The organism is Serratia sp. AS12 (assembly GCF_000214195.1).
Taxonomy (GTDB): Bacteria; Pseudomonadota; Gammaproteobacteria; order Enterobacterales; family Enterobacteriaceae; genus Serratia; species Serratia plymuthica.
On the sequence record NC_015566.1, the window covers coordinates 305,530 to 330,983 of the forward strand.

Annotated in this window: 22 protein-coding genes; 20 read left to right on the forward strand and 2 right to left on the reverse strand. The window is 53.2% G+C overall.

Annotation, left to right across the window (positions count from 1 at the left end; genetic code table 11):
- Nucleotides 1–711 precede the first annotated feature (711 nt).
- Nucleotides 712–2,028, forward strand: coding sequence for a glutamate/aspartate:proton symporter GltP (gene gltP, locus SERAS12_RS01375; RefSeq protein ID WP_013811147.1), 1,317 nt, complete (start codon nt 712–714; stop codon nt 2,026–2,028).
- Between the two features lie 160 nt (nt 2,029–2,188).
- Here the strand turns inward: gltP and SERAS12_RS26380 are convergent, their stop codons facing one another.
- Nucleotides 2,189–2,350 carry a hypothetical protein gene (locus tag SERAS12_RS26380; RefSeq protein ID WP_158307040.1) on the reverse strand — a complete coding sequence of 54 codons (162 nt, stop codon included), beginning with the start codon at nt 2,348–2,350 and terminating at the stop codon, nt 2,189–2,191.
- 53 nt (nt 2,351–2,403) lie between these two features.
- Here SERAS12_RS26380 and SERAS12_RS01380 point away from each other — a divergent pair, with 53 nt between their 5' ends.
- The 13 genes from SERAS12_RS01380 (at nt 2,404) to SERAS12_RS01445 (ending at nt 16,776) form a co-directional block, all read left to right on the forward strand.
- Complete coding sequence (locus SERAS12_RS01380) at nt 2,404–3,060, forward strand: carbonic anhydrase (RefSeq protein WP_013811148.1); 657 nt, start codon at nt 2,404–2,406, stop codon at nt 3,058–3,060.
- Nucleotides 3,038–4,513, forward strand: coding sequence for a SulP family inorganic anion transporter (locus SERAS12_RS01385; protein WP_013811149.1), 1,476 nt, complete (start codon nt 3,038–3,040; stop codon nt 4,511–4,513). Before SERAS12_RS01380 ends, SERAS12_RS01385 begins: the two co-directional genes overlap by 23 nt.
- Nucleotides 4,514–5,059: 546 nt before the next feature.
- On the forward strand, nt 5,060–5,986 hold the full coding sequence (locus SERAS12_RS01395; protein WP_013811150.1) for a ParA family protein: 927 nt from the start codon (nt 5,060–5,062) through the stop codon (nt 5,984–5,986).
- On the forward strand, nt 5,983–7,338 hold the full coding sequence (gene dnaB-PI, locus SERAS12_RS01400) for an SPI-7-type island replicative DNA helicase (protein WP_013811151.1): 1,356 nt from the start codon (nt 5,983–5,985) through the stop codon (nt 7,336–7,338). Before SERAS12_RS01395 ends, dnaB-PI begins: the two co-directional genes overlap by 4 nt.
- Before the next feature lie 2 nt (nt 7,339–7,340).
- Nucleotides 7,341–9,086 carry a ParB family protein gene (locus SERAS12_RS01405; protein WP_013811152.1) on the forward strand — a complete coding sequence of 582 codons (1,746 nt, stop codon included), beginning with the start codon at nt 7,341–7,343 and terminating at the stop codon, nt 9,084–9,086.
- A complete protein-coding gene (locus tag SERAS12_RS01410; RefSeq protein ID WP_013811153.1) occupies nt 9,086–9,802 on the forward strand; it encodes a DUF2786 domain-containing protein in 717 nt (238 codons plus the stop codon). The genes SERAS12_RS01405 and SERAS12_RS01410 overlap by 1 nt, the downstream gene beginning before the upstream one ends.
- Before the next feature lie 4 nt (nt 9,803–9,806).
- Nucleotides 9,807–10,436, forward strand: a complete 630-nt coding sequence (locus SERAS12_RS01415) for a DUF2857 domain-containing protein (protein ID WP_012004772.1) — start codon at nt 9,807–9,809, stop codon at nt 10,434–10,436.
- On the forward strand, nt 10,433–10,696 hold the full coding sequence (locus SERAS12_RS01420; RefSeq protein ID WP_012004773.1) for a hypothetical protein: 264 nt from the start codon (nt 10,433–10,435) through the stop codon (nt 10,694–10,696). The genes SERAS12_RS01415 and SERAS12_RS01420 overlap by 4 nt, the downstream gene beginning before the upstream one ends.
- Nucleotides 10,697–10,810: 114 nt before the next feature.
- Nucleotides 10,811–12,082 (forward strand): STY4528 family pathogenicity island replication protein, encoded by a 1,272-nt coding sequence (locus SERAS12_RS01425; protein ID WP_013811155.1) that lies wholly within the window; start codon nt 10,811–10,813, stop codon nt 12,080–12,082.
- A gap of 187 nt (nt 12,083–12,269) precedes the next feature.
- Nucleotides 12,270–13,013: a PFL_4669 family integrating conjugative element protein gene (locus SERAS12_RS01430; RefSeq protein ID WP_013811156.1), complete on the forward strand. Its 744-nt coding sequence runs from the start codon at nt 12,270–12,272 to the stop codon at nt 13,011–13,013.
- Complete coding sequence (locus SERAS12_RS01435; protein ID WP_013811157.1) at nt 13,010–13,585, forward strand: hypothetical protein; 576 nt, start codon at nt 13,010–13,012, stop codon at nt 13,583–13,585. Before SERAS12_RS01430 ends, SERAS12_RS01435 begins: the two co-directional genes overlap by 4 nt.
- Nucleotides 13,586–13,599: 14 nt before the next feature.
- On the forward strand, nt 13,600–15,639 hold the full coding sequence (locus tag SERAS12_RS01440; protein ID WP_013811158.1) for a DNA topoisomerase III: 2,040 nt from the start codon (nt 13,600–13,602) through the stop codon (nt 15,637–15,639).
- Nucleotides 15,640–16,308: 669 nt separating this feature from the next.
- The gene (locus SERAS12_RS01445) at nt 16,309–16,776 is read left to right on the forward strand and encodes an STY4534 family ICE replication protein (RefSeq protein WP_012004778.1); all 468 of its coding nucleotides are present in this window, start codon (nt 16,309–16,311) and stop codon (nt 16,774–16,776) included.
- Between the two features lie 287 nt (nt 16,777–17,063).
- On the opposite strand, the gene SERAS12_RS01450 is transcribed toward SERAS12_RS01445, so the two are convergent.
- On the reverse strand, nt 17,064–18,098 hold the full coding sequence (locus tag SERAS12_RS01450; protein WP_013811159.1) for a TauD/TfdA family dioxygenase: 1,035 nt from the start codon (nt 18,096–18,098) through the stop codon (nt 17,064–17,066).
- A gap of 310 nt (nt 18,099–18,408) precedes the next feature.
- On the opposite strand from SERAS12_RS01450, the gene SERAS12_RS01455 reads away from it, so the two are divergent.
- The 6 genes from SERAS12_RS01455 to SERAS12_RS01480 all read left to right on the forward strand — a co-directional run bounded on the left by SERAS12_RS01455 (nt 18,409) and on the right by SERAS12_RS01480 (nt 25,452).
- Nucleotides 18,409–19,197, forward strand: coding sequence for a hypothetical protein (locus SERAS12_RS01455; protein ID WP_013811160.1), 789 nt, complete (start codon nt 18,409–18,411; stop codon nt 19,195–19,197).
- 2 nt (nt 19,198–19,199) lie between these two features.
- Complete coding sequence (locus SERAS12_RS01460; RefSeq protein WP_013811161.1) at nt 19,200–22,505, forward strand: UvrD-helicase domain-containing protein; 3,306 nt, start codon at nt 19,200–19,202, stop codon at nt 22,503–22,505.
- A 176-nt stretch (nt 22,506–22,681) separates the two neighbouring features.
- Complete coding sequence (locus tag SERAS12_RS01465) at nt 22,682–23,326, forward strand: PilL N-terminal domain-containing protein (protein WP_013811162.1); 645 nt, start codon at nt 22,682–22,684, stop codon at nt 23,324–23,326.
- Nucleotides 23,323–24,066, forward strand: coding sequence for a hypothetical protein (locus SERAS12_RS01470; protein ID WP_013811163.1), 744 nt, complete (start codon nt 23,323–23,325; stop codon nt 24,064–24,066). Before SERAS12_RS01465 ends, SERAS12_RS01470 begins: the two co-directional genes overlap by 4 nt.
- 10 nt (nt 24,067–24,076) lie before the next feature.
- Nucleotides 24,077–24,787 carry a TIGR03759 family integrating conjugative element protein gene (locus tag SERAS12_RS01475; protein WP_013811164.1) on the forward strand — a complete coding sequence of 237 codons (711 nt, stop codon included), beginning with the start codon at nt 24,077–24,079 and terminating at the stop codon, nt 24,785–24,787.
- Entirely contained in the window at nt 24,766–25,452 is a 687-nt protein-coding gene (locus tag SERAS12_RS01480; protein ID WP_013811165.1) for a transglycosylase SLT domain-containing protein, read from the forward strand. The genes SERAS12_RS01475 and SERAS12_RS01480 overlap by 22 nt, the downstream gene beginning before the upstream one ends.
- The last annotated feature ends 2 nt before the right edge of the window (nt 25,453–25,454 follow it).

Sequence of the window (25,454 nt, forward strand, 5' to 3'; positions counted from 1 at the left end):
TGTCAGAAAACGCTATCTAAAGAACCAAAAAGAATAACCAATCCCAGACTAAATGCACTTCCTATAGATCATAGCGAATATAAAACCTTGTGTATTAATTTCTGCTAAATCATTTATACGTATGTTGGCTATTAATATACCTGCTGCTATTAATAGTGTGGTTATTATCACTACTCTTGGCTTAATAAACCTGTCTGGGCTTTGCCGTGTTTGATAAATATTTTTATGAATACTCACCTAGAAGAATAATTCTCATTTGTGTTTCCAGCGAAAAATATCAACAAAATAATTACCAGGCGAAATGTTTTTTTGTTTTCATTTTAAAAACCTTTATGCAACATAATATAAACATAGTTAGCGGACTAAATATGCAGATTCTGCGAAAAATAACGCATTTTTATAATGGGTGAAAATTGAACGATCGGATTAATGTGTGATTTACGACACACAAAATTATGTTTTTAATAACAAGTAATTATGCTATGTGAAGCTGAGGTGAATAATTTTTATGATTCGATTCAGCGCGCAAGCCTGATAAAACAAGGGTTGCAGACAAGGTCGCTCAAATGGTACTGATTTAAGCAGCGTCACGCTAAGGGCAGGTGGACGCCTTCTTGTAATGAACATAAGCCCATATTAAATGATTAATTATTCTTTTCTTCGTGTTGCAATTAAATACGTTGAAAGGAGTCTTTTGAGGACTCTTTGGGTATGAAAAGTGTAAAAATTAGCCTTGCTTGGCAAATCCTGATAGCGCTGGTGTTAGGTATTATCGTCGGTGCGGTACTTCATAATCAGACGGAGTCACGCGAGTGGCTTGTCAGTAATGTTCTTAGTCCTGCGGGTGATATTTTTATTCGCCTGATTAAGATGATTGTCGTGCCGATCGTTATTTCTACGTTGGTGGTAGGTATCGCCGGAGTCGGCGATGCGAAAAAGTTAGGCCGCCTCGGATTGAAAACCATTATTTATTTCGAAGTGATTACCACTGTTGCCATTGTAGTGGGGCTGACGTTGGCTAATGTTTTTCAACCCGGTCACGGTATCGATATGTCGACGCTGACGGCGGTCGATATCTCTCAATATGAAAAAACCACTGAGCAAGTACAAAGCGGTTCGCATAGCTTGGTGGGAACCATTCTGTCGTTGATTCCTTCGAACGTCTTTGCCTCCATGGCCAAAGGCGACATGCTGCCGATTATCTTCTTCTCGGTGCTGTTTGGCCTTGGCCTGTCGTCATTGCCGAAAGAAACCAAAGAGCCGCTGCTGAAGGTGTTTAAAGCCGTTTCCGAAAGCATGTTCAAAGTCACCCATATGATCATGCGTTATGCGCCAATTGGGGTATTTGGTCTGATCTCCGTGACGGTAGCCAACTTTGGTTTCGCTTCGCTGTTGCCGCTCGCCAAATTGGTGTTATTGGTGTACTTCGCCATCGCCTTTTTCGCTCTGGTGGTGCTGGGCGTGGTCGCCCGCTTATGCAACCTGCGTATCTGGACGCTAATCCGTATCCTGAAGGACGAACTGATCCTGGCTTATTCCACCGCCAGTTCGGAAACCGTGCTGCCACGCATTATTGAAAAGATGGAAGCCTACGGTGCACCGAAGGCGATCACCAGCTTTGTGGTGCCCACCGGTTACTCCTTTAATCTGGACGGTTCCACGCTGTACCAGAGCATTGCCGCCATCTTTATTGCGCAGTTGTACGGGATTGAGTTGTCTTTAGGCCAGGAAATCGTGCTGGTGGTGACGCTTATGGTCACGTCCAAGGGGATCGCAGGCGTACCCGGCGTTTCGTTTGTGGTGTTGCTGGCGACCTTGGGCAGCGTCGGTATTCCGCTGGAAGGGCTGGCGTTTATTGCCGGCGTCGACCGTATCCTGGATATGGCGCGCACCGCTTTGAACGTAGTGGGTAATGCGCTGGCGGTACTGGTCATTGCCAAATGGGAACATCAGTTCGACAGTAAAAAAGCGTTGGCTTATGAGAAAGAGTTCTTGTCAGGCAATGCCAAACAGGCAAGCGAGACTTAATAGTCTGCTTGTGCAATTATTAGAAAACCCGCCTTATGGCGGGTTTTTTATGCCCGATTTCTGGCGGGGCAGGCAGCGAATGTAAAGAATGCTCTCTTTGGAGTTACTTTAGTTTTTTAATATGCCTGCCGTGATTGATTAATCAACAAAATCAAAATGTTTACTTGTTTTTGTTAAAAGTTCCCGGCTGTTTTCCCTTGTCAGATTCGTTGCTGCTTCTATGGTTAATAGGGGCCTTTCCTGATGGAGGAACGGCGCTGTGCGTGTAAAAAATGCCCCATGCCAATTTTGGCTTTGGGATAAAACCATCATTTTGATTCATGTAATTGGCTCCTGGGCGGGTAGGCGAGAGCCTGTTTGTCCCCCAACAGAGAGATGCATGCCGTGACGATACTTAAACCCCTGATAGCCAGAAACCGCAGCTGGGCGCTACAGCAGCGCCAGCGCAACCCGCATTACTTCCGCAAGCATGTCGCCGGTCAGCAGCCGCAGGCGTTGTGGATAGGCTGTTCCGACAGCCGTGTCCCGGCCGAGGTACTGACCGGCGCACACCCTGGTGAGCTTTTCGTTCATCGCAATATCGCCAATATGGTTCTTGAGGATGACGATAGTCTGATGAGCGTATTGCAATATGCGCTGGAATATCTGCAAGTCTCCGCCATTGTATTGTGCGGCCATTACGGTTGCGGCGGCGTACAGGCTGCAGTGGCGTTGCCGGCAATGTCGCTGGCGAAAGAAGACAGCGCATTGGCGCGACGGATGGCGCATTTGCGGCGTTCACTGGAACATAACTTGCAGGATTATCAGCAGGCGGAGGGGAACGACGCTGCACGTCTGAACCGGCTTATCGACGCGCACGTGGTGACCCAGTTCGCCCATTTGATTGCCAGCGAACCGGTACGCCGACGCTGGGAGCAGGGCAAGATGCTGGACGTTTTTGGCTGCGTGTACGATCTGCAAGAAGGGCATTTGAAGGAGCTCGTCCATCAGAACGCTGCGGAGGTGGGTCATGAACTTCAGCACTCTGCGTAATGATATTCCTGCCGGAATAGTGGTGTTTCTGGTGGCATTGCCGCTCAGCCTTGGCATTGCGCAGGCCAGTGGTTTACCGCCTTTTGTCGGGCTGCTGACCGGGGTCATCGGCGGCATTGTGGTCACCTTGCTGAGCCCTTCGCGTTACGCTGTCAGCGGGCCTGCGGCCGGCCTGGTCACCATTGTGACCGCTGCCATGGAAACGCTGGGTTCATTTTCATTGCTGCTGGTGGCGCTGATGCTGGCGGGGGCGCTGCAGCTTATTTTCGGCCTGCTGCGCGCCGGACGGTGGATCACGCTGGTGCCCGGTACGGTGATCCAGGGCATGCTGGTAGCCATCGGTATTTTGCTGATCATGCAGCAGGTGCCGGTCGCGTTGGGCGTACAGGGGGACGCAAGCCTGAAGGCGTTGCTGGCCGACGGTGCCGAGCTGCTGTCGCCCGCCTCGGCGCTGGTTGCCTTGGGGGCTCTGTTGATCATGTGGCTGTGGACCACCGCGCCAGTGAAACGGATCCCGTTGGCCCGTTATCTTCCCGGCCCGCTGGTGGCTGTGCTCTGGGGCAGCCTGGCCGTGGTCTTTGGTGAACGGTGGATGCCGGAAAGCATCGGCGCCATGCCGCGCATTTCATTGCCTAAATTCGACAGTGCCGAGGCGTTGGGCGAGCAGCTCAGCCGCCCGGACTGGCAAGGTGCCTGGCGCAACCCTTCGGTTTATCTCATCGCGTTGACGTTGGCGCTGGTGGCTAGCCTGGAAACCCTGCTGAGTCAGGAGGCGCTGAAAAAGCTGAAATCCCAAACGCCGGCACCTTCGCCGGACAAGGAAATGCGTGCTCAGGGCGTTGGCAATATGCTGAGCGGTTTTCTCGGCGGCCTGCCGATCACTGCGGTGATTGTCCGTAGCTCGGTGAACGTCAATGCCGGAGCGCGTAGCCGCATTTCGATTCTGCTGCACGGTGTGTTGCTGCTGTTATGCGGCCTGTTCTTCAGCGATGTGCTAAACACCATTCCGTTAGCCAGCCTGGCGGCGGTACTGCTGTATACCGGCTATAAGCTGGCCTCTCCGGCATTGTTTATCGCCCAGTGGCGTCAGGGGTTGCCGCAATTTATTCCCTTCATCCTCACCCTGTCCTGCATCGTTATCTTCGGCATGCTGGCGGGCATTGCTATCGGGCTGATGGCGCAACTGCTGTGCAGTACCTACAAAAGCCACCGCAATGCGCTGCAACTAAGTTGTTACGACGATCATTATGTCGTGCGGTTCCACCAGAACCTGACTTTTCTGCATAATCCGCGCCTGCAAAGCCTGCTGGCGCAGATCCCCGATAATTGTGTGGTGATCGCCGAGCATGATAACGCCGAGTATATCGACCCGGATGTGAGGGCGGTGTTGGCGGAGTTTGGCGCCGGCGCGGCCGAGCGGGGGATCCAACTGAGCCGTTGGCCCGCAGGGTGAGGCCTTCAGGCCGAATAATCGAACTTGTTCGATGGAGAGTCCTATCCCTGAAAAGCAAAAAAACCGCCATAGGCGGGTTCTTCTAAATAGGGCTACCGGACTCGGACAACCGGCGCTTGCGCCGGGTTGAACAACGCTTCAGCGTTGGCCCGCAGGGTGAGGCCTTCAGGCCGAATAATCGAACGTGTTCGATGGAGAGTCCTATCCCTGAAAAGCAAAAACCCAGCCATAGGCTGGGTTCTCTAAATAGGGCGACCGGACTCGGACAACCGGCGCTTGCGCCGGGTTGAACAACGCTTCAGCGTTGGCCCGCAGGGTGAGGCCTTCAGGCCGAATAATCGAACGTGTTCGATGGAGAGTCCTATCCCTGAAAAGCAAAAACCCAGCCATAGGCTGGGTTCTCTAAATATGGTGCCCGGACTCGGAATCGAACCAAGGACACGGGGATTTTCAATCCTCTCTTCGCTAGCAAGTTGAATTATCGCAGTGGGAAATTAGTTTTTGTATCGAATTTGTACTCATCGAATACTTTATTCGAGTGTACTCATGGAAAATATCGTCACAAAAGCCACTACTGCTTCAATCAGTACTAAGCCACAAATCGTGCCTATGGTTTCAACTAAAGGCGGAGAAGGTAAATCCACTCAAAGTGCTAACCTTGCTGGCTTCCTCGCCGATGCAGGTAAAAAGATCCTCCTCATCGACGGCGATCACTCCCAGCCCACCGCAAGCAGCATTTTCTCCCTGGAATATGAAGCACCCAATGGTTTGTACGAACTGTTGATGAAGACGGTCGACCTCAACCATTCTGAGCAAATTATCTCCCGTTCTGTTATCCGAAATCTGGACATCATTGTTTCCAACGATCCCCACGACCGTTTATCTTCTGCCATGCTGCATGCCCCTGATGGGCGTATGCGCCTGCGGAATGTCCTGCAACACCCTTTGTTTAACGAGTACGATGCCATCATCATTGACTCCAAAGGCGCGGCGTCTGTGATGCTCGAACTCATTCTGGTGGCTAGCACGGAATTTGCCGTCGGGGTTATCAAGCCTATACTGCCGGACACCCGTGAGTTTCTGCGTGGCACATTGGGGTTGATGGAGGGGTTATTGCCGCTGACCTGTTACGGCATCGCATTACCTCGTATCCGTATCCTGACTAACTGCATGGAGTACACCAATCTGGATTGGCAGACTCTGGAAAGTTTGCGCAGCATCATCACAAATGGCCAATATCTGCGTGCAGATGCCTTCGATGTCTCCCTTCTCGACACCATCATCCCCAAGCTGGAAATTTACAAAATGGGGCATGCTTCCGGTCAACCCGTTCATCGTCTCGAAAAAACGACGACTCGCACATCGACACCGGCGGCCGCGGTCACTATGCACATGTTGGCCTGTGAGTTGTTCCCTCAGTGGCAATCAAACTTTGATGCGCTACTGGCAGGGAAATCGGAGGTGCAGCCATGAACCAGACAACATCCAATGTCCCTTATTCTTCCGATGCTGAGCAGGCAGTTCTCGGCGGTTTGATGCTGGATAATGAGCGGTGGGATGATGTTCTCCCATTGGTTGGAGAGCGTGATTTTCATCTGGCGGTACATCGCCGAATTTTCCAGGCCATGGCTCGCCTGATGGCTGTTCAGCAGCCGATTGATCTGATTACGCTCCATGAATCACTGGAACAAAATGGTGAACTCGAGCAAGTGGGCGGTTTTGCCTATTTGGCTGAATTGTCTAAAAACACGCCGAGTGCAGCCAATATCGTCGCCTATGCGGAAATTGTGGCCGAACGCAGTCGTCTGCGTAGCCTGTTACAACTCGGTCGTGAATTAAGCGCGGATGCTGCCAATCCCCGCGCTGAGTCTTCTGCCCTGACCGAACGGGCAGAACAGCAATTGTTCCAGCTCTCGGAGCAAACCCAGTCAGAGCAGAATGTCAGCCTGACGGATGGGTTGAATGCCGTCGTTACCTATCTTGAGACTGCGAATGGCGGCAATGGTATCACCGGCACCCCGACCGGTTTCTCACGGCTTGATGAGATGACGTGTGGTTTACAGCCTGGTGATTTGATTTTGATTGCCGCACGGCCGTCGATGGGGAAAACCGCCTTTGCGTTGAGCGCCTACACTGGCGCGCTTCGTGGTACGGAGAAACCTGCATTCTTTTTCAGCCTGGAAATGCCGCGCGAGCAGTTGCTTCAACGCCTTATCTCTGTGGATGGACGTGTTGAACTTTCGCGTCTACGCAGTGGCCAGTTGGAAGATGAAGATTGGGCCCGAATTTCCAACGCGATGGAGCGGTTGTTGCCATTGGAAAACCGCCTGATTATTGACGATGAGTCATTTTTGACACCCGCTCTGTTGCGTTCCAGGGCACGGCGCTACACCCGGTTGTACGGTAAGCCTGGCTTAATCATGGTCGATTACCTGCAACTGATGCGCTGCCCAGGGCAGGAAAATCGCACTCAGGAAATTGCGGAAATCTCCCGCAGCCTGAAAGCGTTGGCCAAAGAACTTGATTGTCCCGTCGTGGCTCTATCTCAGTTGAACCGTCAGTTGGAAAGCCGTGCTGACAAACGGCCCTTTAATGGTGATCTGCGTGATTCCGGTGCACTGGAGCAGGATGCTGATGTGATCGCGTTCATCTACCGTGATGAGGTTTATTACGCTGATTCTGATGATGCCGGCACGGCAGAAATTATCATTGGTAAACAGCGGCAGGGGGCGACGGGAACCGTTCGCGTCAAGTTTGAAGGGCAATTCACCGCATTCAGCGACCTCCACGACGGTCAGTATGACCAATACTCGGGGAGGGCGTAAACATGGCGCGTCCTAAAACCAAGATCCTCGATCTGAACAGTGCTTTGCTCCAGCAGGGCAAGACTGCAGCAGGCACACAGCCTTTAGCCCCCGTGGTGGCGGAGACCCCCGTCAGTGAAATGCCATTGGTGCTGACACTGGATGAGGTCAACCCTAACCCGGATAACCCGCGTACCACCCGAAACCCAAAATATGATGATATTAAAGCGTCAATTCGGGCGCGCGGGTTGGACACGGTACCAAAGGTGACTCGTGATCCGGAACGTCCAGAGCTGGGGTACTTTTTCAGCGATGGGGGCAATACGCGTTATGCCATTCTTTCCGAGCTCTGGCAGGAGACGGGGGAAGAACGATTTTACCGCTTCTCTTGTGTGTTCAAGCCCTGGCCAGGGCGATTATCTTGCGTGATAGGTCACCTTGCCGAGAATGAGGTTCGCGGTGACCTGAGCTTCATTGAAAAAGCCTTTGGCATTCGCCAGGCCCGAGAATTATATGAAGCACAGTTGGGTAAGCCTGTCTCATTACGAGAGCTATCAACGCTCCTTACCGCAGAAGGTTACCCCGTCCATAATTCCAGTATCAGTCGGATGGAAGATGCGGTGCAGTATCTGTATCCCTATATGCCTCATTTGTTGGAGACTGGCTTGGGGCGTCCGCAAATTCTGCAATTACTGGCAATGCGGTCTCATGCCGAAACCACATGGCAGAAGCACTGTATTACCCAAGACTCGGATCAGCCATTTGATACCGTTTTCGGTGATGTGTGCCGTCATTTTGATTCGCCTGAGGTCTATTCGCTTGATATGTTTCGCGATGAGTTGATTGGGGCACTTATCAACGCGTTGCCGCACCCGTTGCTCAATTATGATCGCTGGCTACTTGAGCTCGATCCGAAAGAGCAAAACCGGCGCAAGCACCTCGGTGAACCGACATCAACGCCTGAGTTGCCAGATAAGGCGAGTACCGTCGTGCTGGCGCCTGAGCTACAGCAGGAAGAAAACGGTGGTTTACCCTCAACGGAATCTGAAGTGCCGGGTGGTGGCTCTTCTTTGGTGCTGGACAGCGCTTTGCTTGAGTCGGCCGGTGATTCTGATAATGAATCACAGGGTGTTCAGGACGAGGAAATTCCCTCAACCCAAACTGAACCGCGTGTTGAGACTCAACCTGATTTATACGGTGCTCCTTCGGTGTTATCAGGTGACATTGAAACGCTTTTAGACGGTGAGAATACCAGCGTCAATGAACCCCTCCTGCCTGGCTCTCATGAGTCGACCGCCCCTCACAACAATATCGAGACACAGCCAAAACAAGTTGTAGCCCCTGTGGTAGAGGTGCCTTTTGCGGAGGTGGGACTTGAGCCGGTCTCCTCCATTTGGGCTATTTCTGCCCTGCAGGACGATATTGAGCACCTGCAGGTGATCACCTTCCGGTTGGCATTTGAACTGGCCGAAGTGGCGGGCTGTGAAGCTGAAATCAAAGCCGATAAAGCCGACTTGCAGGCTGCCGGTTACGCATTGACTGCCGAGCGACCATCTCGCTTCACCGCCTTACTCCTTACCCTTGCCGGAAACAACCCGGACGGTGCCTCATCCAGCTCTCTCAATGAAGCCCTCATCGGGTCGGAAAATGCTGCTGACTGGCCGCTGCTTGACGATATTCATGCCGTGAAATTGATGCGTCTTATTCGTGTTTTGCGCCGTCTGCGTGAACTGCAGCGTGACTTACCCGCGTCAGAGGAGACAGCTTGATGAGCCATTCACAACGACAAACGCGCCTGGTGAAACTTGTGCGCAAACTCCTCGAGCTGGCCCGCAGCAACAGCAATGCGCATGAGGCTGGGCTGGCATTAGCCCGGGCGCAAAAGCTGATGGCGAAATACGGTATCAGCGAGCTGGAAGCAAATCTGTCCTCTATCCAGACAGCGCCGAGCCAGGGGGCGCCGTCGGAGGCGCAGAAATTACCGGAATGGATGATCAGTTTGGTCTGGGCCGTCAGTCGAGCCTTTGGCTGCCGACCATATTTTTCCTGGCGAGATACCCCTTCCGGTCAGCGTCGTAACGTGACGTTCTACGGCTTCAGTGAGCGGCCGGCCGTTGCTGCCTATGCGTTTGATGTGCTGAGCCGGCAACTGAAAGAGAGTACTGCAGACTACCTGAAAACCCAGAATAGCCGCCTGAAACTGAGCACGCGCCGTGCACGCGCCGAGCAGTTTCGGGCCGGTTGGGTGCGTGGTGTACAGCGGGTCATTTCCAGTTTCCCGGTACCAGACAACGAGCAGCAATTGATGACGACCTGGATTGCTAATCAGGACATGGTGGATGCCAAGACACGTGCGTTGAAAGGATGCCGTGGTGGTGATCTTGCTCGCAGTCAGGGGTTTAAAGCAGGGCAGAACGCCAGGTTGCACCAGGGAGTTCAGGGTGATGGGCCAGTGGCAATCGCACATAGCATTGGGGGGGAATAGGACAATGAGTAATAGCTTATCGCAGGCAACGAACAGCCTGCTCACGCAGTTGGTGATGGAGTTGAAATCAGGCTATATCCGCCGTTGTGAGTCCCTGGGGCTGACAACGGAAGAGATGCAGCTGCTGCATGGTTTGACCATTGAAGATCTGCATTACCTGATGAACAGCTCCGTATCGGTGCTGACCTTCCAAATCCATCACGAGAATTTCTCATTGATGTTGCAACACGCGCGCCGCGAGCAGCAGCGTATGCAGCGTATTGACCGTGCACTGGCGTTAGGGGGTTCTATCGAAATGATGCAGCACTACTTTGGCCTCTCCACCGTTGAAGTCGCCGCTCGCCGGCGCATGACCGGTATCAATATTCGGCAGGGGCGGTGTGCGGCGCTCAGCGACGACGAGAATGCGGCATTGTGGCGTCAGTGGCAAAAAGCGGACGTCGATGACGCTTCCAGTGCGGATGGACTGGACGTCATGATGCTGGCCGCCGAGCAGATGGATGTTTCTCTGACAGCTGTCTGGCATGCCGTTCGCAGCTTTGATGCCCCTCAGACTGCTACTGCCAGAAAAGCCATTCAGGCCGTGCGTACGCCACGCGGTACGCCGGGAGGAAATGCAAGGAGGCTGGCATGAAGCCGGTGATATTAATGCCGGGGTTGCAGGTCCCTCGTTCGGCGCCGCCGTCCTGTCAAAAAAAGGCGAAGGAGCAGGTCAGGCGCTTCCGCAGCGGGGAGCGTAACTACAAGCAGCTTCATGTCAAAGGCAAGCACGCCCCCGGGCGTGCCTGGATGAAGATTGATATCGGGACCAGCTGGCGACTGCTCAGCCGAAACAGTGGTGATGACTGGGAGTTGTTGACCCACGAGCGCTACAACAACGAACTGTGGAAGTGATGACATTCACCCTGTGCCTGGTTGTCGGGTACAGGCCTGAGTGCCGTTAGGCCAACAACCGCTTGACGCCTTCACCCTGTGGGCGAGGGCAGCGTAAAAGGATGCGCAAAATCGATGAGCATAAAAACACCTGATGATAGCCTGATCACCTTTACGCTCGAACAAATGAATGCCCGCCTGGCGGAACGAATAGGTGCCGAAAAGCACGCGGGGGCTCCCGATGTCACGAATCTGCGCAGCGGTCTCTTGTTCATGGGGAATGTGCATGATTCCATCCCCCGCCGGTTGCTCCTGGACACCCGTTTGTCACCGCTGGATAAAACCGCGTGGATAATGATCCGTCTGTACGCGCAACAGAACCAGGGCGCCGTGTTCCCTACCTATGACGAACTGCAGCTGCAGCTCGCCTCGCCGTTTAACGGTAAGGCGTCCCGCGAGACTGTCAGCCGCGTGCTGCTGATGTTACGCCTGACCGGCTGGCTCAGTTTGTGCCGACGTGTGCGTGACGACAAGGGGCGGGTGAAGGGCAATATCTATGCCCAACACGATGAGCCGCTCTCGGCTCGTGATGCGGAGACATTGGATCCGACCTGGCTGGATACGGTCGCCATGGGCTGCGCGCATAAAAACCGCACCGTCAGCCAGACGGCCTGGTCAGTACTGTCCGATATTCAAAATGACCCGACAATGCGTCATCAGCATTCCCAGATGGCGGCAATTGCTGAACGACTGGGCTCACCACAAACCCCGCAACAGATGGCCGCCAGAGTGTCTCAATGGCAGGACAATTCCCCGAGTTCGGACGTCGAACTCAGGAAAAAATCCCCGAATTCGGATGCCGAACTCAGTAGATATACCCCCGGTTCGGATACCGAACTCAGTGTGAAACAGAGGAGCATAACACTGAGTTCGTTTTCCGAACTCATTCTGGAATCAGCCACTTACGGTGCATCAACCCAACCGAACTGTAACGTACGTTCTTTCACACAGAGTGTGAATAAAACAACGTACGTACCTGAGTTACCGTCCGAACTACAGTCCAGCATGGCAGCGGATGATCTGCGTCAGATAGGTGTCCAGCTTAAGGCTTTGCCTGCAGAGACTGCTCGCCAGGTGCTGGAGAGTCTTGAGCAGACGATGGCTAGAGGCAACCTAAATAATCCCACCGGCTGGCTTTTGGCGGTGATCAAGCGCGCCCGGAACGGTGAGCTGTATGCTAGTGCCAAATCCCCAGAGCCTGCTAGGCCTATTCCGGCACACCAAATACCTTGCTCTGTGGCACCGGCAAAACCAACAGGTCCAGTCCGCCAACCGCTAGCGTCGCGGGACCATGTAAGTGGTGTCGTGGCCAAATTGCGTCAGAAAATGATGCGAGCAACAAAATGAGTCGTGAGTGCAGATAGTCAAGTTTGTTCAAAAATAGACCACTGCTGCCACTGGCAGCAGTGGTTGAAAAGTGAACGTTATTGTCTTTTGAGTTTTTGTTCGTCGCGCAAAAAGAGTTTTGGATTGTTGTCAAGACAGGCTGGCGCAACTATTTCAAGCCACACATAATCCCAAAAGGATGCTTCAAATGGTTGATTCATCAGGCAGTAAAGAAAATAAGCCCTCTCCAGCCCGCGCAGGAGCTCTCAAATCGACGTTAACCATTCAGTTACATACCCAATATGCAATTTTGTTGTGGGAAGGGCGCCAGCGAGAGAAAGAGTCAAATAAACCACAAATAGTCAGTATGCCTCAGGTCATCGCCCGTGCAGGGAAAATTAATGCAGATTCAAATACTGACAATCCTTATGCCGATAGCGCGATGTTGTCATTGGAGCAGGCTATTGAGCGTGGCACCGCGCGATTGCAGGGCGCAGTAGCAGGACTTGATGCCGTTTTATCCAGCTTGCCAGGCCAGGTTTCGATGTCAGAAGTCTCATCAGTATCTCCACTGAATATCGGTGTATTTAGCCGTACCCCGCTCGGGTATCGCTGTGTCTGGTTACTCGTTGGCTTTGATCAACTGGCGATGAAAGCGTTCCAGGCATGGCACTACGGGCTTATCTCCCGTCAAAAGCGGGATGACTTACTGAGTCAGGGAGGGCATTGGGTGCGTCAGGTCTATGGGGTGGCACAACAGTATCGATCTGTAGCCGTTACGCGTGATGATATTCGCCTTCAAACTCAGGTTGGTATTGATGCGGTAAAACGTCTGGGTGAACCTGATGCAGACATTATGTCGGGCAAGTCACGTTCCGCTTTTTCGCCGCCACTGAATAAAACCTCTGTGTTAACGCCCTCCATTTCTTCAAAAAAAGGAGCCAAAGCATGAACATGAATCGACAGGTAAAGTCTGTTTTGATGCCCGGCGTACTCTGCACCGCGTTATTGTTAACGGGGTGTACAGGCACTGAACTGGGTGAATGGAACCAAAAAATCAGTGACGCTGCACATTCGTTGGCAAGCGGGGGCAGCGGTGGCTCCAGCGAAGGTAGCATGCCCTGGATGACTCGAACCGGTATTTCCGGGGGCCGGCAGGATGTGCGTCATACGTATACGCTCCCGGTGGATGTTGATACCGCGGCGGCGCGGCTGAAAAGCCATTATCAGTTTATCTCCTCCGAAGAGCTGGAAAGTCTGCGTCAGCGTGATCAGCGCGGCGACTGGAGCGCGAGCTCTATTGATGAAGCGCGTCCGGTCTGGTCAGCAAATCGGGGCAGCTATTACAAGATGGGGCAGGAATGGAAAGGTAATGATCGCCTTGAGCTCGAAGTGGTCAAGTCCGGTACCGGCAGTCGCCTGAAAGTGACGTACAGCTCACCGGATGCGTCGCACCTGACCGATGCTTACCTCGACCGTTTGATGACGCAGTTGCAGCAGGTCGCTAAAGGTCAGCTGGGTTGACGGGAGGTTATCTGATGCAACTCTACTTGTGCGAAAAACCCAGTCAGGGTAAAGATATCGGCGCCATTCTCGGGGCGACGCAGCGAAAGCAGGGTTACCTGGCGGGAGCCGGCGTCATTGTCACCTGGGCTATCGGGCACCTGCTGGAACAGGCCCAGCCGGAGACCTACGGTGAGCAGTTCGGCAGTCCCTGGCGGGAGTCCGTTCTTCCTATTGTCCCTACCCAGTGGAAAATGGCGATAAAAAAAGACACTGCCGATCAGTTCGCTGTCATCCGTGGGTTACTCAAACAGGTTGATTCTGTGGTGATTGCGACCGATGCGGATCGCGAGGGGGAAGTGATCGCGCGGGAATTACTAGAGCATTGCCACTTTACCGGCCCGGTCCAGCGGCTCTGGTTGTCAGCGCTGGACGAGGCCAGTATTCGGCATGCCCTGGCGAACAAACTCCCTGGTGAGAAGACCGCGCCCCTGTATGAAGCTGGCCTGGCGCGATCACGGGCTGACTGGATGACGGGGATGAACCTGACCCGGCTTTACACGCTCAAAGCCCGCGAGCAGGGATACGGCGAAGTGTTGTCGATCGGGCGGGTGCAGACCCCCACGCTGGCGCTGGTCGTGAACCGTGACCGCGATATTGCCAACTTCATCTCAAAACCATACTGGCAAGTCAGGGGCACGCTGCAGAAAGGTGGGATCGCCTTCCCGGCAAACTGGGTACCTGCGGCCAACTACTGTGATGAAGAGAAGCGCTGTATTCAACAGAATGTGGCGCAGGCCGTCGTGCAGCGGTGTCAGCAAACGGCTCATGCCGTTGTGCTTGAGGTGGGGACCGAGCGCAAGAAAGAGTCCGCGCCGTTGGCATTTGATCTGGGCACCCTGCAGCAGGCTTGCTCCCGCAAGTGGGGGATGAGCGCCAACCAGGTCTTGAGTATCGCACAGTCACTGTATGAGACGCACAAGGCCACCACATATCCCCGGACGGATTGCGGCTATCTGCCGACATCGATGCGGGAAGAGGTTGCCGATGTGCTGAGCGCTGTTACCCGCACGGACCCAACGCTCAACGAAAGCGTGGCCAGGCTCGACAGGGCTTTTGTTTCCCGTATCTGGAATGACAAAAAAATTACGGCGCACCACGGGATTATCCCAACCAAACAGCCGTTCGACCTGAGCAAGTTGTCAGCCGATGAGCTCAAGGTCTATCAGCTGATCCGTCAGCATTACCTGGCACAGTTCCTGCCCTTACATGAAGTAGATGTGACGGAAGCCACCTTCAATATCGGCGGGCAACTGTTCCGCACTCGCGGCAAGGTCGAGGCTGTTGCTGGATGGAAAGTGTTGTTCCAGCATGACGTGAGCGAGGCGAAAGAGGAACCGGCTGACACGGATGATGTCCGGCTGCCGGCGCTGGTTAAAGGGGAAACCGTCGCGGTAGCCGGCGCTGAGCTCAAAACGTTGCAGACGAAGCCCCCAGGACATTTCACCGACGGGACACTGATCGCCGCCATGAAAAATGCAGCGGCGTTCGTCAGTGACCCGCAACTGAAGAAAGTGTTGAAAGAGAACGCAGGGCTGGGTACTGAAGCGACGCGCGCCGGTATCCTGGAGACGCTGTTTAAACGCGGGTACCTGGAGAAGAAGGGTAAATACCTACTCTCCACACCGATCGCCGGCGAACTGATTGATGCGTTACCGACTGCGCTGACCAACCCCGGGATGACGGCGCTGTGGGAGCAGGCGCTGGACGAGATTGCCCAGGGCCAGATGACACTCGATACGTTCATGAGCCGCCAGGCACAGTGGACAGGGCATCTGGTGGAGAAAGGGAAGACGCAGGCTGTGAAGTTTACCGCCCCACCTTCACCGCCGTGCCCGACATGCAGTGGGTCGATGCGCCGGCGTGCCGGCAAGAAAGGCGGTGGTGCTTTCTGGGGCTGCAGTAATTATCCCACTTGCCAGGGGGTCATTAACATCGATGCAAAAGGTGGGCGCAAGGCTAAGCGCTATAAAGCGAAATCACCGACTAAAAATAAAGCAACAGGATCGGAGTAAGAGATTGTCTGATGTACATAGCGGAAAGTTTTGCTAAGGTGAGCTAGCTTTGATGCAGGGTACCCCGTAACTGCGGTGGTGGGAAAATTCTTCCATGGTTTTTTTCTGCTTCAGTTCGGTCAGCGGCTTCCACACTCAGGTTGGCTGTCAAGACGTATGCAACTCCGTGAAAAAAGCGTCGGGAGACTAGGTTCCTCCCCGGAGTTAGACAGAATTCACAGAAGGCTAAGGTACCGGCCGTGCGGCGTTGATTTTCGGATCAACGCCGTTTTTATTTTATGGCTCTCAAAACAGAATATTACGGTTGACACTCTCGGTACTTGCATTAAAAATGAACAGGCTTACTTGTTGTCTTCGAACAACCAGCCAATGCTTCAGCACTCTGTGAGAAGCGCCTTCGGGTGAGTGCCAGCCAAAGTTTCAGCGGTCTGTGAGAAACGCCTTCGGGTGACTGCCAATAGCCTCGTAGCCTGAAAGAGGAAGCCCATGTGGCGGTAACTCCGTTTAGCCTTTGAGAACGGAGATCACTTAGCGGTGATGAAGGTCCATTTCACAATCAAGACAGTCTGCACTGACGTACGACTTTGCAGACTCCCGACGGGAAACACTTTTCCCGTCAGGGAAGGTGTATTTCTCCGTCACCGAATCTATACGCCTGGAGAAAACATCATGTCTAGCCAAACTCAACAAGCATCCACTAAAACTGAATACTTCAACCTGACCATCAAGGGCATGGGGTACCTCAGCAACATTCGTCAAGTCAATGGCCCGAATGGTACCTTTATCAGCTGTGTCGTCAATGGACTCTCAGGTCCTACCGATAACGCCAGTTACACGCGTTTCGATGTGACGGTCGCCGGTAAAGAAGCCAGCAGCCTGATCAACCGCTGTCAAAAGTCGGTTGATGAAGACAAGAAGGTCCTGATTGGTTTTGTGCTCAGCAATCTCAAACCGGACATCTTCACGCTCAACAGCGGCGAACATGCCGGTGAACAGCGCGTCAGCCTCAAAGCCCGCCTTATCAAGGTCGATTGGATCAAGATCGGTCAGGAGAAGGTATTTCAGGCCGAGAAATCCGACTCTACGCCGCCTCAGCAAGGTTCCGCACAGCAGCAATACGCGGAAAACTCTTTCTGATAACGCCCTCTACGCCTCGATTTTTCGGGGCGTTTTTACAGTCCCTTGTAATGGCTTGATTAATGGTTGGTAATTGGTAGAGAAAAGTTTTATACGGCTCGGCTGTAATCGTAAAAATACCTTCCCTAACGAGTTCGCTCAGACGGTAGAGTACTGTGGATTAACGGCTAACATGGCATTTTCCATATGGGGTGTTCTGTCCTTTTGTTGCGGGATACTTCATGGCTTTGTTTTTGTTCCCAGCCAGTCTGAGACGGTAATTATCTGTCTCGCGCGCCTATTCCTGTTTACGGATACAACATGAAAGCACTGCCCTTATGCCATTGATCGGGATCGATATCCGAAACCTCCAATCCGTAGGTACGTAACAGCCAGCGTGTTTGCCCACCAAATTCAGGCCCAGGCTCACTGCGACCATGTAGTGCAATACGGTTATTTACCAGAGCAATATCTCCCTGTTGCAGAGGTAACTCAATTACGGACTTAGCACACGCATGCTTCAGGGCGTCCATAGCCTCTTGGGCTGGTTGTTGATCGATTTCAGCTGGTTGCGTGGCGCTGTGGCTAAATCTGATCCACCAGTTTTCATTGACGGGGTAGAGAAGCTGGGCATCATCAACTGCGAGTTCTTCGCCGAGTATCTTAATTATTCCATCACGGAAGGTCAGTTGTGAACCAATGATATACTGGGGTTTTTGCAACTCATTAATGTGCTCTTGGCTCAGTTGATCCATGAGATGGTCAAGAGGCATTACTGTTGTGGGTACTTGCTTCGGGTTGCGCAGTGCGGACAAGCAAACGAAGTCAGGAGAAGGGGCAATGCGGCTATTCATAGGGTCTCGCTGGCCCCGTAGGGGGAAAGCAACACCGTCTGTATGCCCACTCATTTTGCCTGCCGATTTGTCGGTGAATTTACCTCGCCCAGGTGGGAACACCACTAGGTTGACGAACAGCTCCCCCTCGTTTTCTGAGCCGTAGGAAACCGTGGCGGAATTAATTGCCGCAAGGCAGGCAATCGCTGTAACTCGTGCGATGGCCGTTCCTTCGACATCAGGAACTGGGCAAAAATCAATCGGAGTGTCAGGAAGGTCTGATGGTTGGAAAACATTTTCCAGTTTTAGATAAGGTCGAGTCCATGCAAAATCGTATACTTTTGCGCAACTACAATTGAGGTTATTCAGCTCACGTTCTATAGACGGTACCAGACCATGGCCAAGTTCACTAGGTCGTGTCAGAGAGTCGAGCATTTGTTCGAAGGTGACTTTTTCTCGCCAATGTGTGACAGCAGCACGTACTGCTTGTGAAAAGATTTTGCTGATCAATTGTGTCCCTCGCACATGGGTGATATAAAAGTGATATACGCCAACGTGATTTTCGTTCGCTATCTTATTAGCGGAGAATCTTGTTTATGCAAACATCGAAGCTTTAGTCTGTTGATTATCCCTGAGGATACGCTAGTTTCCTAGTCTGTCTTGAACCATTTCTGCATCTACGGAAAATTTCACAAGGTATTTAGACGTTAATTTCTAGGCTGGTGAAGCTGACCCTGAAAGCTCACCATGAAGAACGATCTGCGATGGCATCCTTTACGCACAGCGCCTGTAGATAGATGAACAGGCTTTGGATACGATCATGCAACTTACAACTAACACTCAAAGCACGGATACGAGCTCCCAAGCTGCACGTTTGCAGATTGGCTTGACTACCAAGGTATCGCTGCACGAGGTGGTAAAGAGGGTCGCAAAGAAGCGAGCAGTCTCGGTGACGACCGCTGCTCGGGATTTGTTGCGAGAGGGATTGGATAGATTTGATAAAGAGTCAAGGACGATAAGCCCTTCTAAGCTACTGATCGATTACGAGCGAGAGGCCAATGATTACGAAGGTGAGGCATCTGAAAACTGGGTAATCCGGGCTGACCGACGCTTGGTGATGAAAACTCGGTTACGGGCAGGGGAATACAAGTGTTCGCTTTCGTCATTCGCAAATTACCTCCTCGCTGACGCGCTGAACCATTGTCCTGATGCTGCAGCTGTACGTGCGGAATCTGTTGGAACTATTATTACAGATGAGGCTGTTGCAGAGGCTATCCGGGTAATTGAGCAAGTCAGTGGGGTTAAGGCACGTGCTCTGGCCCCTCAGATCGACCTAGGGAAACAGCGTGGGCTGACTAACATGATTTTAGGCGGTACGGTTCTGGCACCTGCACGAGTGCTTTCGAAGCTTTCCAGTACCTTGAATATGCCTTTGGATGTGATGTTGGTTGCATTGGAGCGCCGGTTTGCCACACAGACGATACCATCATTCAAAGCTACTGACGCCAAACCTATTGTGCAAACAGAACGAAAGGTTTGGAGCGTGGCGGTCAAGGAGCTTCAGTTGCCAACAGATGAGCAAGAGCGGCTCCTGAAGTTGGAGGGCTGAGTGTGAGTCCATTTGATCGGGCGCGACAACAAGCATTTGAAACCAGAGAAGCTTTGGTCGGATTGGGCGATTCTCTCGGAGGTGTAAGCTCTACTGAATTATTGGCTCCGGTTGAAGATGTACTTGAAATCGCGATCGAATTGCTACCTTTTGGCCACCCTGAACTGGGTGGCGGTAGTGGAGTATTGAAGCGAGAAATTCAAACAGTCTACATTCGCAATGATCTGCCTCCCGGTGAAACTGCCTATCTCATCGCTCATGAGTTAGGGCATTGGTATTTGGACGGCGATCGCCCGGCCCAGACCATCTCCCATCTGAGCAGTATGACTGGATCCTTCGGAAGCCAGGCAACGGTCGCCGTCGAGGCTTATGGAACACGAGAGCGTTTGGAGCTTCAAGCTAATGTCTTCGCCCGTGAACTGTTATTGCCGCGTAATGTAGCATGTCAGTTGTTTCAGAACGGCATGGGTGCTACGACCATTGCGGTCAATTTGCAATTGCCGCTAGAGGTTGTACGTCTTCAATTATTTGACGGTGTTTTGCTACCTATCTCGCATCCTGTACTACCTCCATCATTGCCGCCTATGACGCAAGGGCAGCAGAATGCAGCTACTGCTTCAGAGACGTTTGTCAACGTTGTTGCTGGGCCCGGTACAGGTAAAACAACCACGTTGATACATCGTATCAAGCACCTGGTTGAGCAAGGAGCTCCACCTAGTCAGATCCTCGTTTTAACTTTTACCAATAAGGCTGCTCATGAGCTGGTAGAGCGCCTCAAGGTTTCTGGCATTGCAGGGGCCTCTGATATATGGGCCGGGACGTTTCATGCTTTTGGGCTCGAATTCCTCCGTAAATACCATCAGATATTTGGTCTGCAATCCGACATTCGGCTCGCAGACCCGCTGATGCAAGTGCGTCTTATGGTTAGCACGCTACCCAAATTACGGCTCAAGTACTACCTGAGATTGCAAAACCCTTACGACTGGATCCCCGGTGTCCTCGGACATATCAAGAGACTTAAAGAGGAATGTCTTACCGCCGCTGACTACCGAGAACGACTGGCTGTTTTGTCTCCCTGTTCGCCAGATGTGGCTAATGAACGTGAAGATATTGCTACTTTGTTCGAAGCTTACGAAACAGCGATGCGTGCGGAACATTTGGTCGACTATGTTGATCTGATAGCTTTCCCTTCTGCACAGGCTAAGCGGGATCGGGCATCAGTTGCTCAGTATATTGATCATTTCTCACATGTGCTGGTGGATGAGTATCAAGATGTCACAGAGGTGATGGTCGATCTTCTTCGTCAATTGACGCTGAACGCGCAGTCATTTTGGGTCGTTGGGGATGTGCGTCAAGCTATCCACCATTGGCGAGGTGCTTCGATCAAAAGTTTGATGGATTTCGACACTACTTTCCGGGGGGCTATTCCGGGCTCTACTGCGCAGTGTTACGCTTTGGATATTAATCGGCGAAGCACTCCAGAAATTCTGGGGCTATTTTCATGTGCAGGTATCTATCACGCCTTAAATGAGCGAGTCCCGCTGGAACACGTCAGTGCGTATCGTCAGTCGAGCAGAGTTGTGCCTACTATGTACGAATGCGACTCAAAACTGTCCCAGGCGGCCACTATTGCTCAGCGTATTAATGGGCTGGTTCAGCGGGGGATTCCTTACAGGGATCAGGTTGTTATCAGTCGAAAATCTGCAAATGTTGAGCAGATTGTTGAAGCACTTGAAGCTTTGAATGTGCCGGTATTATTCATAGGAGATGTTTGTCAGCGCCCTGAGATAAAGCGATTGCTATGTCTGATGGAACTACTGTGCACACGCCAGCCGCGCTCTTTGGTGGGGTTGAGATCAGAACCGGCATTTTGCATGCCCTCACAGGATATTGAACACCTAATGTTCCTGACGCGCAAAGGTGCCGGCTTAAGTATGCAACGGGGACGGTGGCTATGGTTGCCCACACCGGGACTTTCGCCTGTTGGTCAGAAAATTAAGGACAACCTTGCTTTGCTACTGAAGGGGCTCAAAAGAAGCTCCATGCCGTGGGATTTTGTATCTCGGGTATTGCTCGATCAGCGTTACGGACTGCCAAGGCACAGTGACCAGACGATTCAGGCACATACCCAACGTTTGGCCATTTGGCTATTTGTTTACGCCGTACGTAATGGTGATGGAGATATACGCCAGGCACGGCTTTCTCAGTTCCTGCTTCGTGAAGAACTGCGCCGAAGAATAGGTGAGAAGCTTGGCGATCGTGGTTTACCCCCAGAGGCGCGAGTATTAGATGCTGTTAGCGTCATGACTGTGCATTCGAGCAAGGGGCTAGAGTATCCAGTTGTCCACGTGACCGATGTTGATGATGCATCATACGGTGCTGAACGACCTTATGCGTACGATGTACGAGGGTTGGCTCTTATTCCTCCTGAGGTGCTGAACAGCACAGAATCGGAGTTTATGTTCGAGGAGAAGGTGGAGCGTAATAACCTTCTGTATGTCGCTCTCTCTCGTGCCCGTGATTATCTCTACCTTTATGAGATCAGCGGGTGGTCGCGACCTATACCGCTGAATCGTGCTTCGGCAGCGGTTTTGGTTAAGCGCGCCGGGGTTAAGGTACCACCCGCTCCAGTAAGGTCGATACCGTTAGCCAGCAGCGCTGTGATCCCCACGGTGAGCTATGAGGCATTTCAGATTTACATGAGCTGCCCCCTGCAATTTCATTATCGGCACGAGCTCGCATTAACTGCTGAACAAGATATTGATGTATCGATCCGTGCTCGCTGGGCCATCATGGACATGTTATTGACCGTTGTGAGGGACGTGGCTGTCCCAAAAACGGCATTTCAATCCGCTTGGGATTCCTATCATTTGCCCAGTAAAGAGGAAGACCCAGGCTTGATGAGTGATGCCATAGTTGCAGCTAAACGCGGGCTGTCGGTGGTTAGACGTTTCAACGGCACTGTCGAAGAAGGCATGGTTTCAGAAGTCAACGGTGTTCGCATTGAGCTCCCTTGGATGCTTGTTGATAAGGAGCGATTGCTCTGGGTCCGGGCACAGACGGGTATTCAGTATACCCTTAACCATCTGCGTCCCATGATGCTTAATATCAATGGGGTGCGAAGAACTGATGTAGATATCTACTCTATCATTACCGATCAGCATGTTTCGGGTGGCCCCTCCAAGAAAGCAGAGAGCACATCAGTTTACAAGATGGCCCAGCGTTTTGCAGCAGGAGACAGATCTGCCTCTAAAGGGCGGCATTGCAGTCGTTGCGCTTACTTGAGCATTTGTCCCAGTATCTCCTGATCGCATTTTGGAGCAATGCCCTGTGGGCATCTCGATAGTTTATTTGTATTGACTCATAACGCTGCCTCTTGGGTGGCGTTTTTTTATTTTTGCAATAAAGAGTTGTTAATTGAGCGTCCCGGGCGGTAACCGCACAGTGACACCTGTCAATTGTCACTGAACAGGAAACCTTCCGGATGAAAAAAACATTTCTCGCCTCTTCCCTGGCAGCACTGATGCTGACCGGGTGCGTTACTCAGCAGCCTCTGCAGCAGCGTGATATTTCCCCTGTTACGCCGTTTGTCACCGTCAACCGCAATGTTCAGCCGGTCAGCCCGGATGCCTACGGGCAGGCGCCGGAGGTGGTGCGCTACGACCGTTATTTATTGGTCAGCACTGACCCGGCGGCCGTTCAGCGTGATCCTCTCTCGCAAGTCATCGATATCCGTATTCCGGCGTCAGTAAAACCGACGGTTGCTGATGCGTTGCGCTATGCGCTGCGCCAGTCGGGCTATTCCCTGTGCGCGACCGGACCGGCAAACGGCGTGCTATACCGCCAGGCGTTGCCGGCGGTGCAGTACCAACTGGGGCCGATGCGTTTGCGTACTGCCCTGCAGGTACTGGCAGGTCCCGCGTGGCAGCTCGAGGTAGACGACGTGCAACGTGTTGTCTGCCACAGCCTGCGTTACGGGTATCAGTTGCCGGCGACACAGCTACCGCCGGTGATGGAGGTACCGGGCAAGGCGATTTTAGTACCGGTTTCAGCACGTCCTGCTGCAACTGTCATTGCACCTCAAGCCGTTAACGCGGTGCCAGCAACCGGTGGGTGGTTGAAAAAATGACAGAGCATAATGAAGAAATGGTGCCGATGACACCGGCTAAAAAAGGGTTGCTGCGCAGCAAGACCTTCTGGGGGACAACGGCCGGCGTCGTTGTCGTCCTGGTGGGTGGTCTCGTCGGTACAGGGGCTATCAACCATGTCGACCAGCGTATTGCTCAGCTTGAACAGGCACAGAAAGCACTGGCACCGCAGGATGGCATGAACTCTATGGCCGATGTGGTACAGACGCATGTTAAACAGCTTAAAAGCCTGGCTGAACGCCAGGACTCGCTCACGCGACAGATTGGGGCGCTGACGCTAACCAATGGGTTACCGGAAAAACTTGAGCAGCAGCTGCAGGCTCAACAGGCTGAGTTGAATGCGCTAAAAGACAGCATTGAGTCCATGAAAAAGTCAGCAACTGAAAAGCCTGCACCGACTGTGGCGCCATCAACGTCCGTACCCGCAGCCCCTTCAGCGACAGCCAAAATCACCCCAAAGCACAAACCTACGCCGATTAAATCCTCCCCGCGTAATGCGGTACGCCGTGTGGCGCGTAAAGCGCCATTCGTGCTGACCGGGGTGGAGCAGCGTGGGACGTCGGCCTTTGCTGCCGTGGCGCCGCAGGGATTCAGTGATTTGTCGCAGGTGCGGTTAATCGGGGAAGGGGAGTCAGTCGCCGGCTGGACCCTGGTCAGTGCCGGCTACGGGCAGGCGACGTTTCGTGTGAACGGCCGTCTGCAGACCGTCAGCGCCCAATAAGGAGAGCGTGATGAAACTGAAATACAACATGGTCGCGTTGATGCTACTGACCCCGTTATCACAGGCGGCGCAGCAGACGGCCATCGAGAACAGCCAGTCTACCCTGAGCCAGCTTCAGCAGAGCCAGGCCAATAAGACGGCTGAACAGGGCAAGCAGTGGGGCATCAGTGGGGAAGAGTACCAGCGATACCAGCAGTTGATGGATGGTCCCCGCGGGACCCAATCCCCCGGGCTTGATCCATTAACCGCCCTTGGCATTGAGGCTCAGAGCGACGCCGAACGTAAAAAGTACGCCGAGCAGTGGGTGAAGCAGGAGTTTGTACGCACTGAGAAAGAACTCAAGTTCCAGCGTGAGGTGGATGCGGCCTGGCAGCGCCTCGGTGTGTTGCCGGTCAACATGGGGAACGCTGCGGGTATCGCGCATGACACGGGCGGGCGATTGGCGCTGTTCGTGAAAGCGAAGGACTGCGGTCAGTGTGATGCTCGACTGGCGGCGGTACTGGCAGATAACCGGCCGGTCGACATTTACCTGGTCGACAGCAAGGGCAATGACAGCTTGCTGCGTGACTGGGCCCGGGCGCATCACATTCCCATCGACAAGGTACGCGCACGTCAAATCACGCTAAATCATGACGGTGGCCGCTGGATGAAATTTGGCAACGGCCTGATGCCGGTGGTGCTGCAACAAGGGGAAAACGGATGGACACTCGCCGCGTTCTGACCCGGGGGCTATTGCCCCTGTTTGCCTTCCTCACTTCTGTGGGGGGCGGAGTCGTTCATGCTGTTACCCAGCAGGTACCCTCCGGTTATCGGGAGGTGGCGTTGCGTCACGGGGTTCCTCCTGAGTCCCTGTATTCAGTTGCGTTGGCCGAGACATCGATGGCCCCGAAAAGCATTGTTTCAGTGACCCGCGGCGCCGGTCCGGCCCCGGATGTGGAGCGTCCCTGGCCCTGGACCATCAATGTTGCCGGTAAAGGGTATCGCTATGCCAGCCGCCTGCAAGCCTGGGAAGCCTTGCAGCGTTTTTTGAAAACACATCCTCGCAAGCGCATTGATGTCGGGATTGCCCAGGTCAATCTGGGCTGGAACGGCCATCACTTCACGTCGACCTGGGCGGCGTTTGAACCGTACACCAACCTCAACGCCGCCGCGGCCATCCTGCGGGAGTGCTATGACCGCAACCCCGGTAGCTGGCTGGTTGCCGCCGGGTGTTATCACCATCCTGCCGGCGGAGCGCCCGCTGCCCGGTATAAATCCATCGTGAGCGGCAAGCTGGCACGCCTAAACGGCAAGGCATCCGCCCCGATCCGGATGACCAGCACTATGCCCACGGCGTTACCGGCACAAACGGCGGCGCTGACCTGGATTGAACCACGGAGCCAATAATC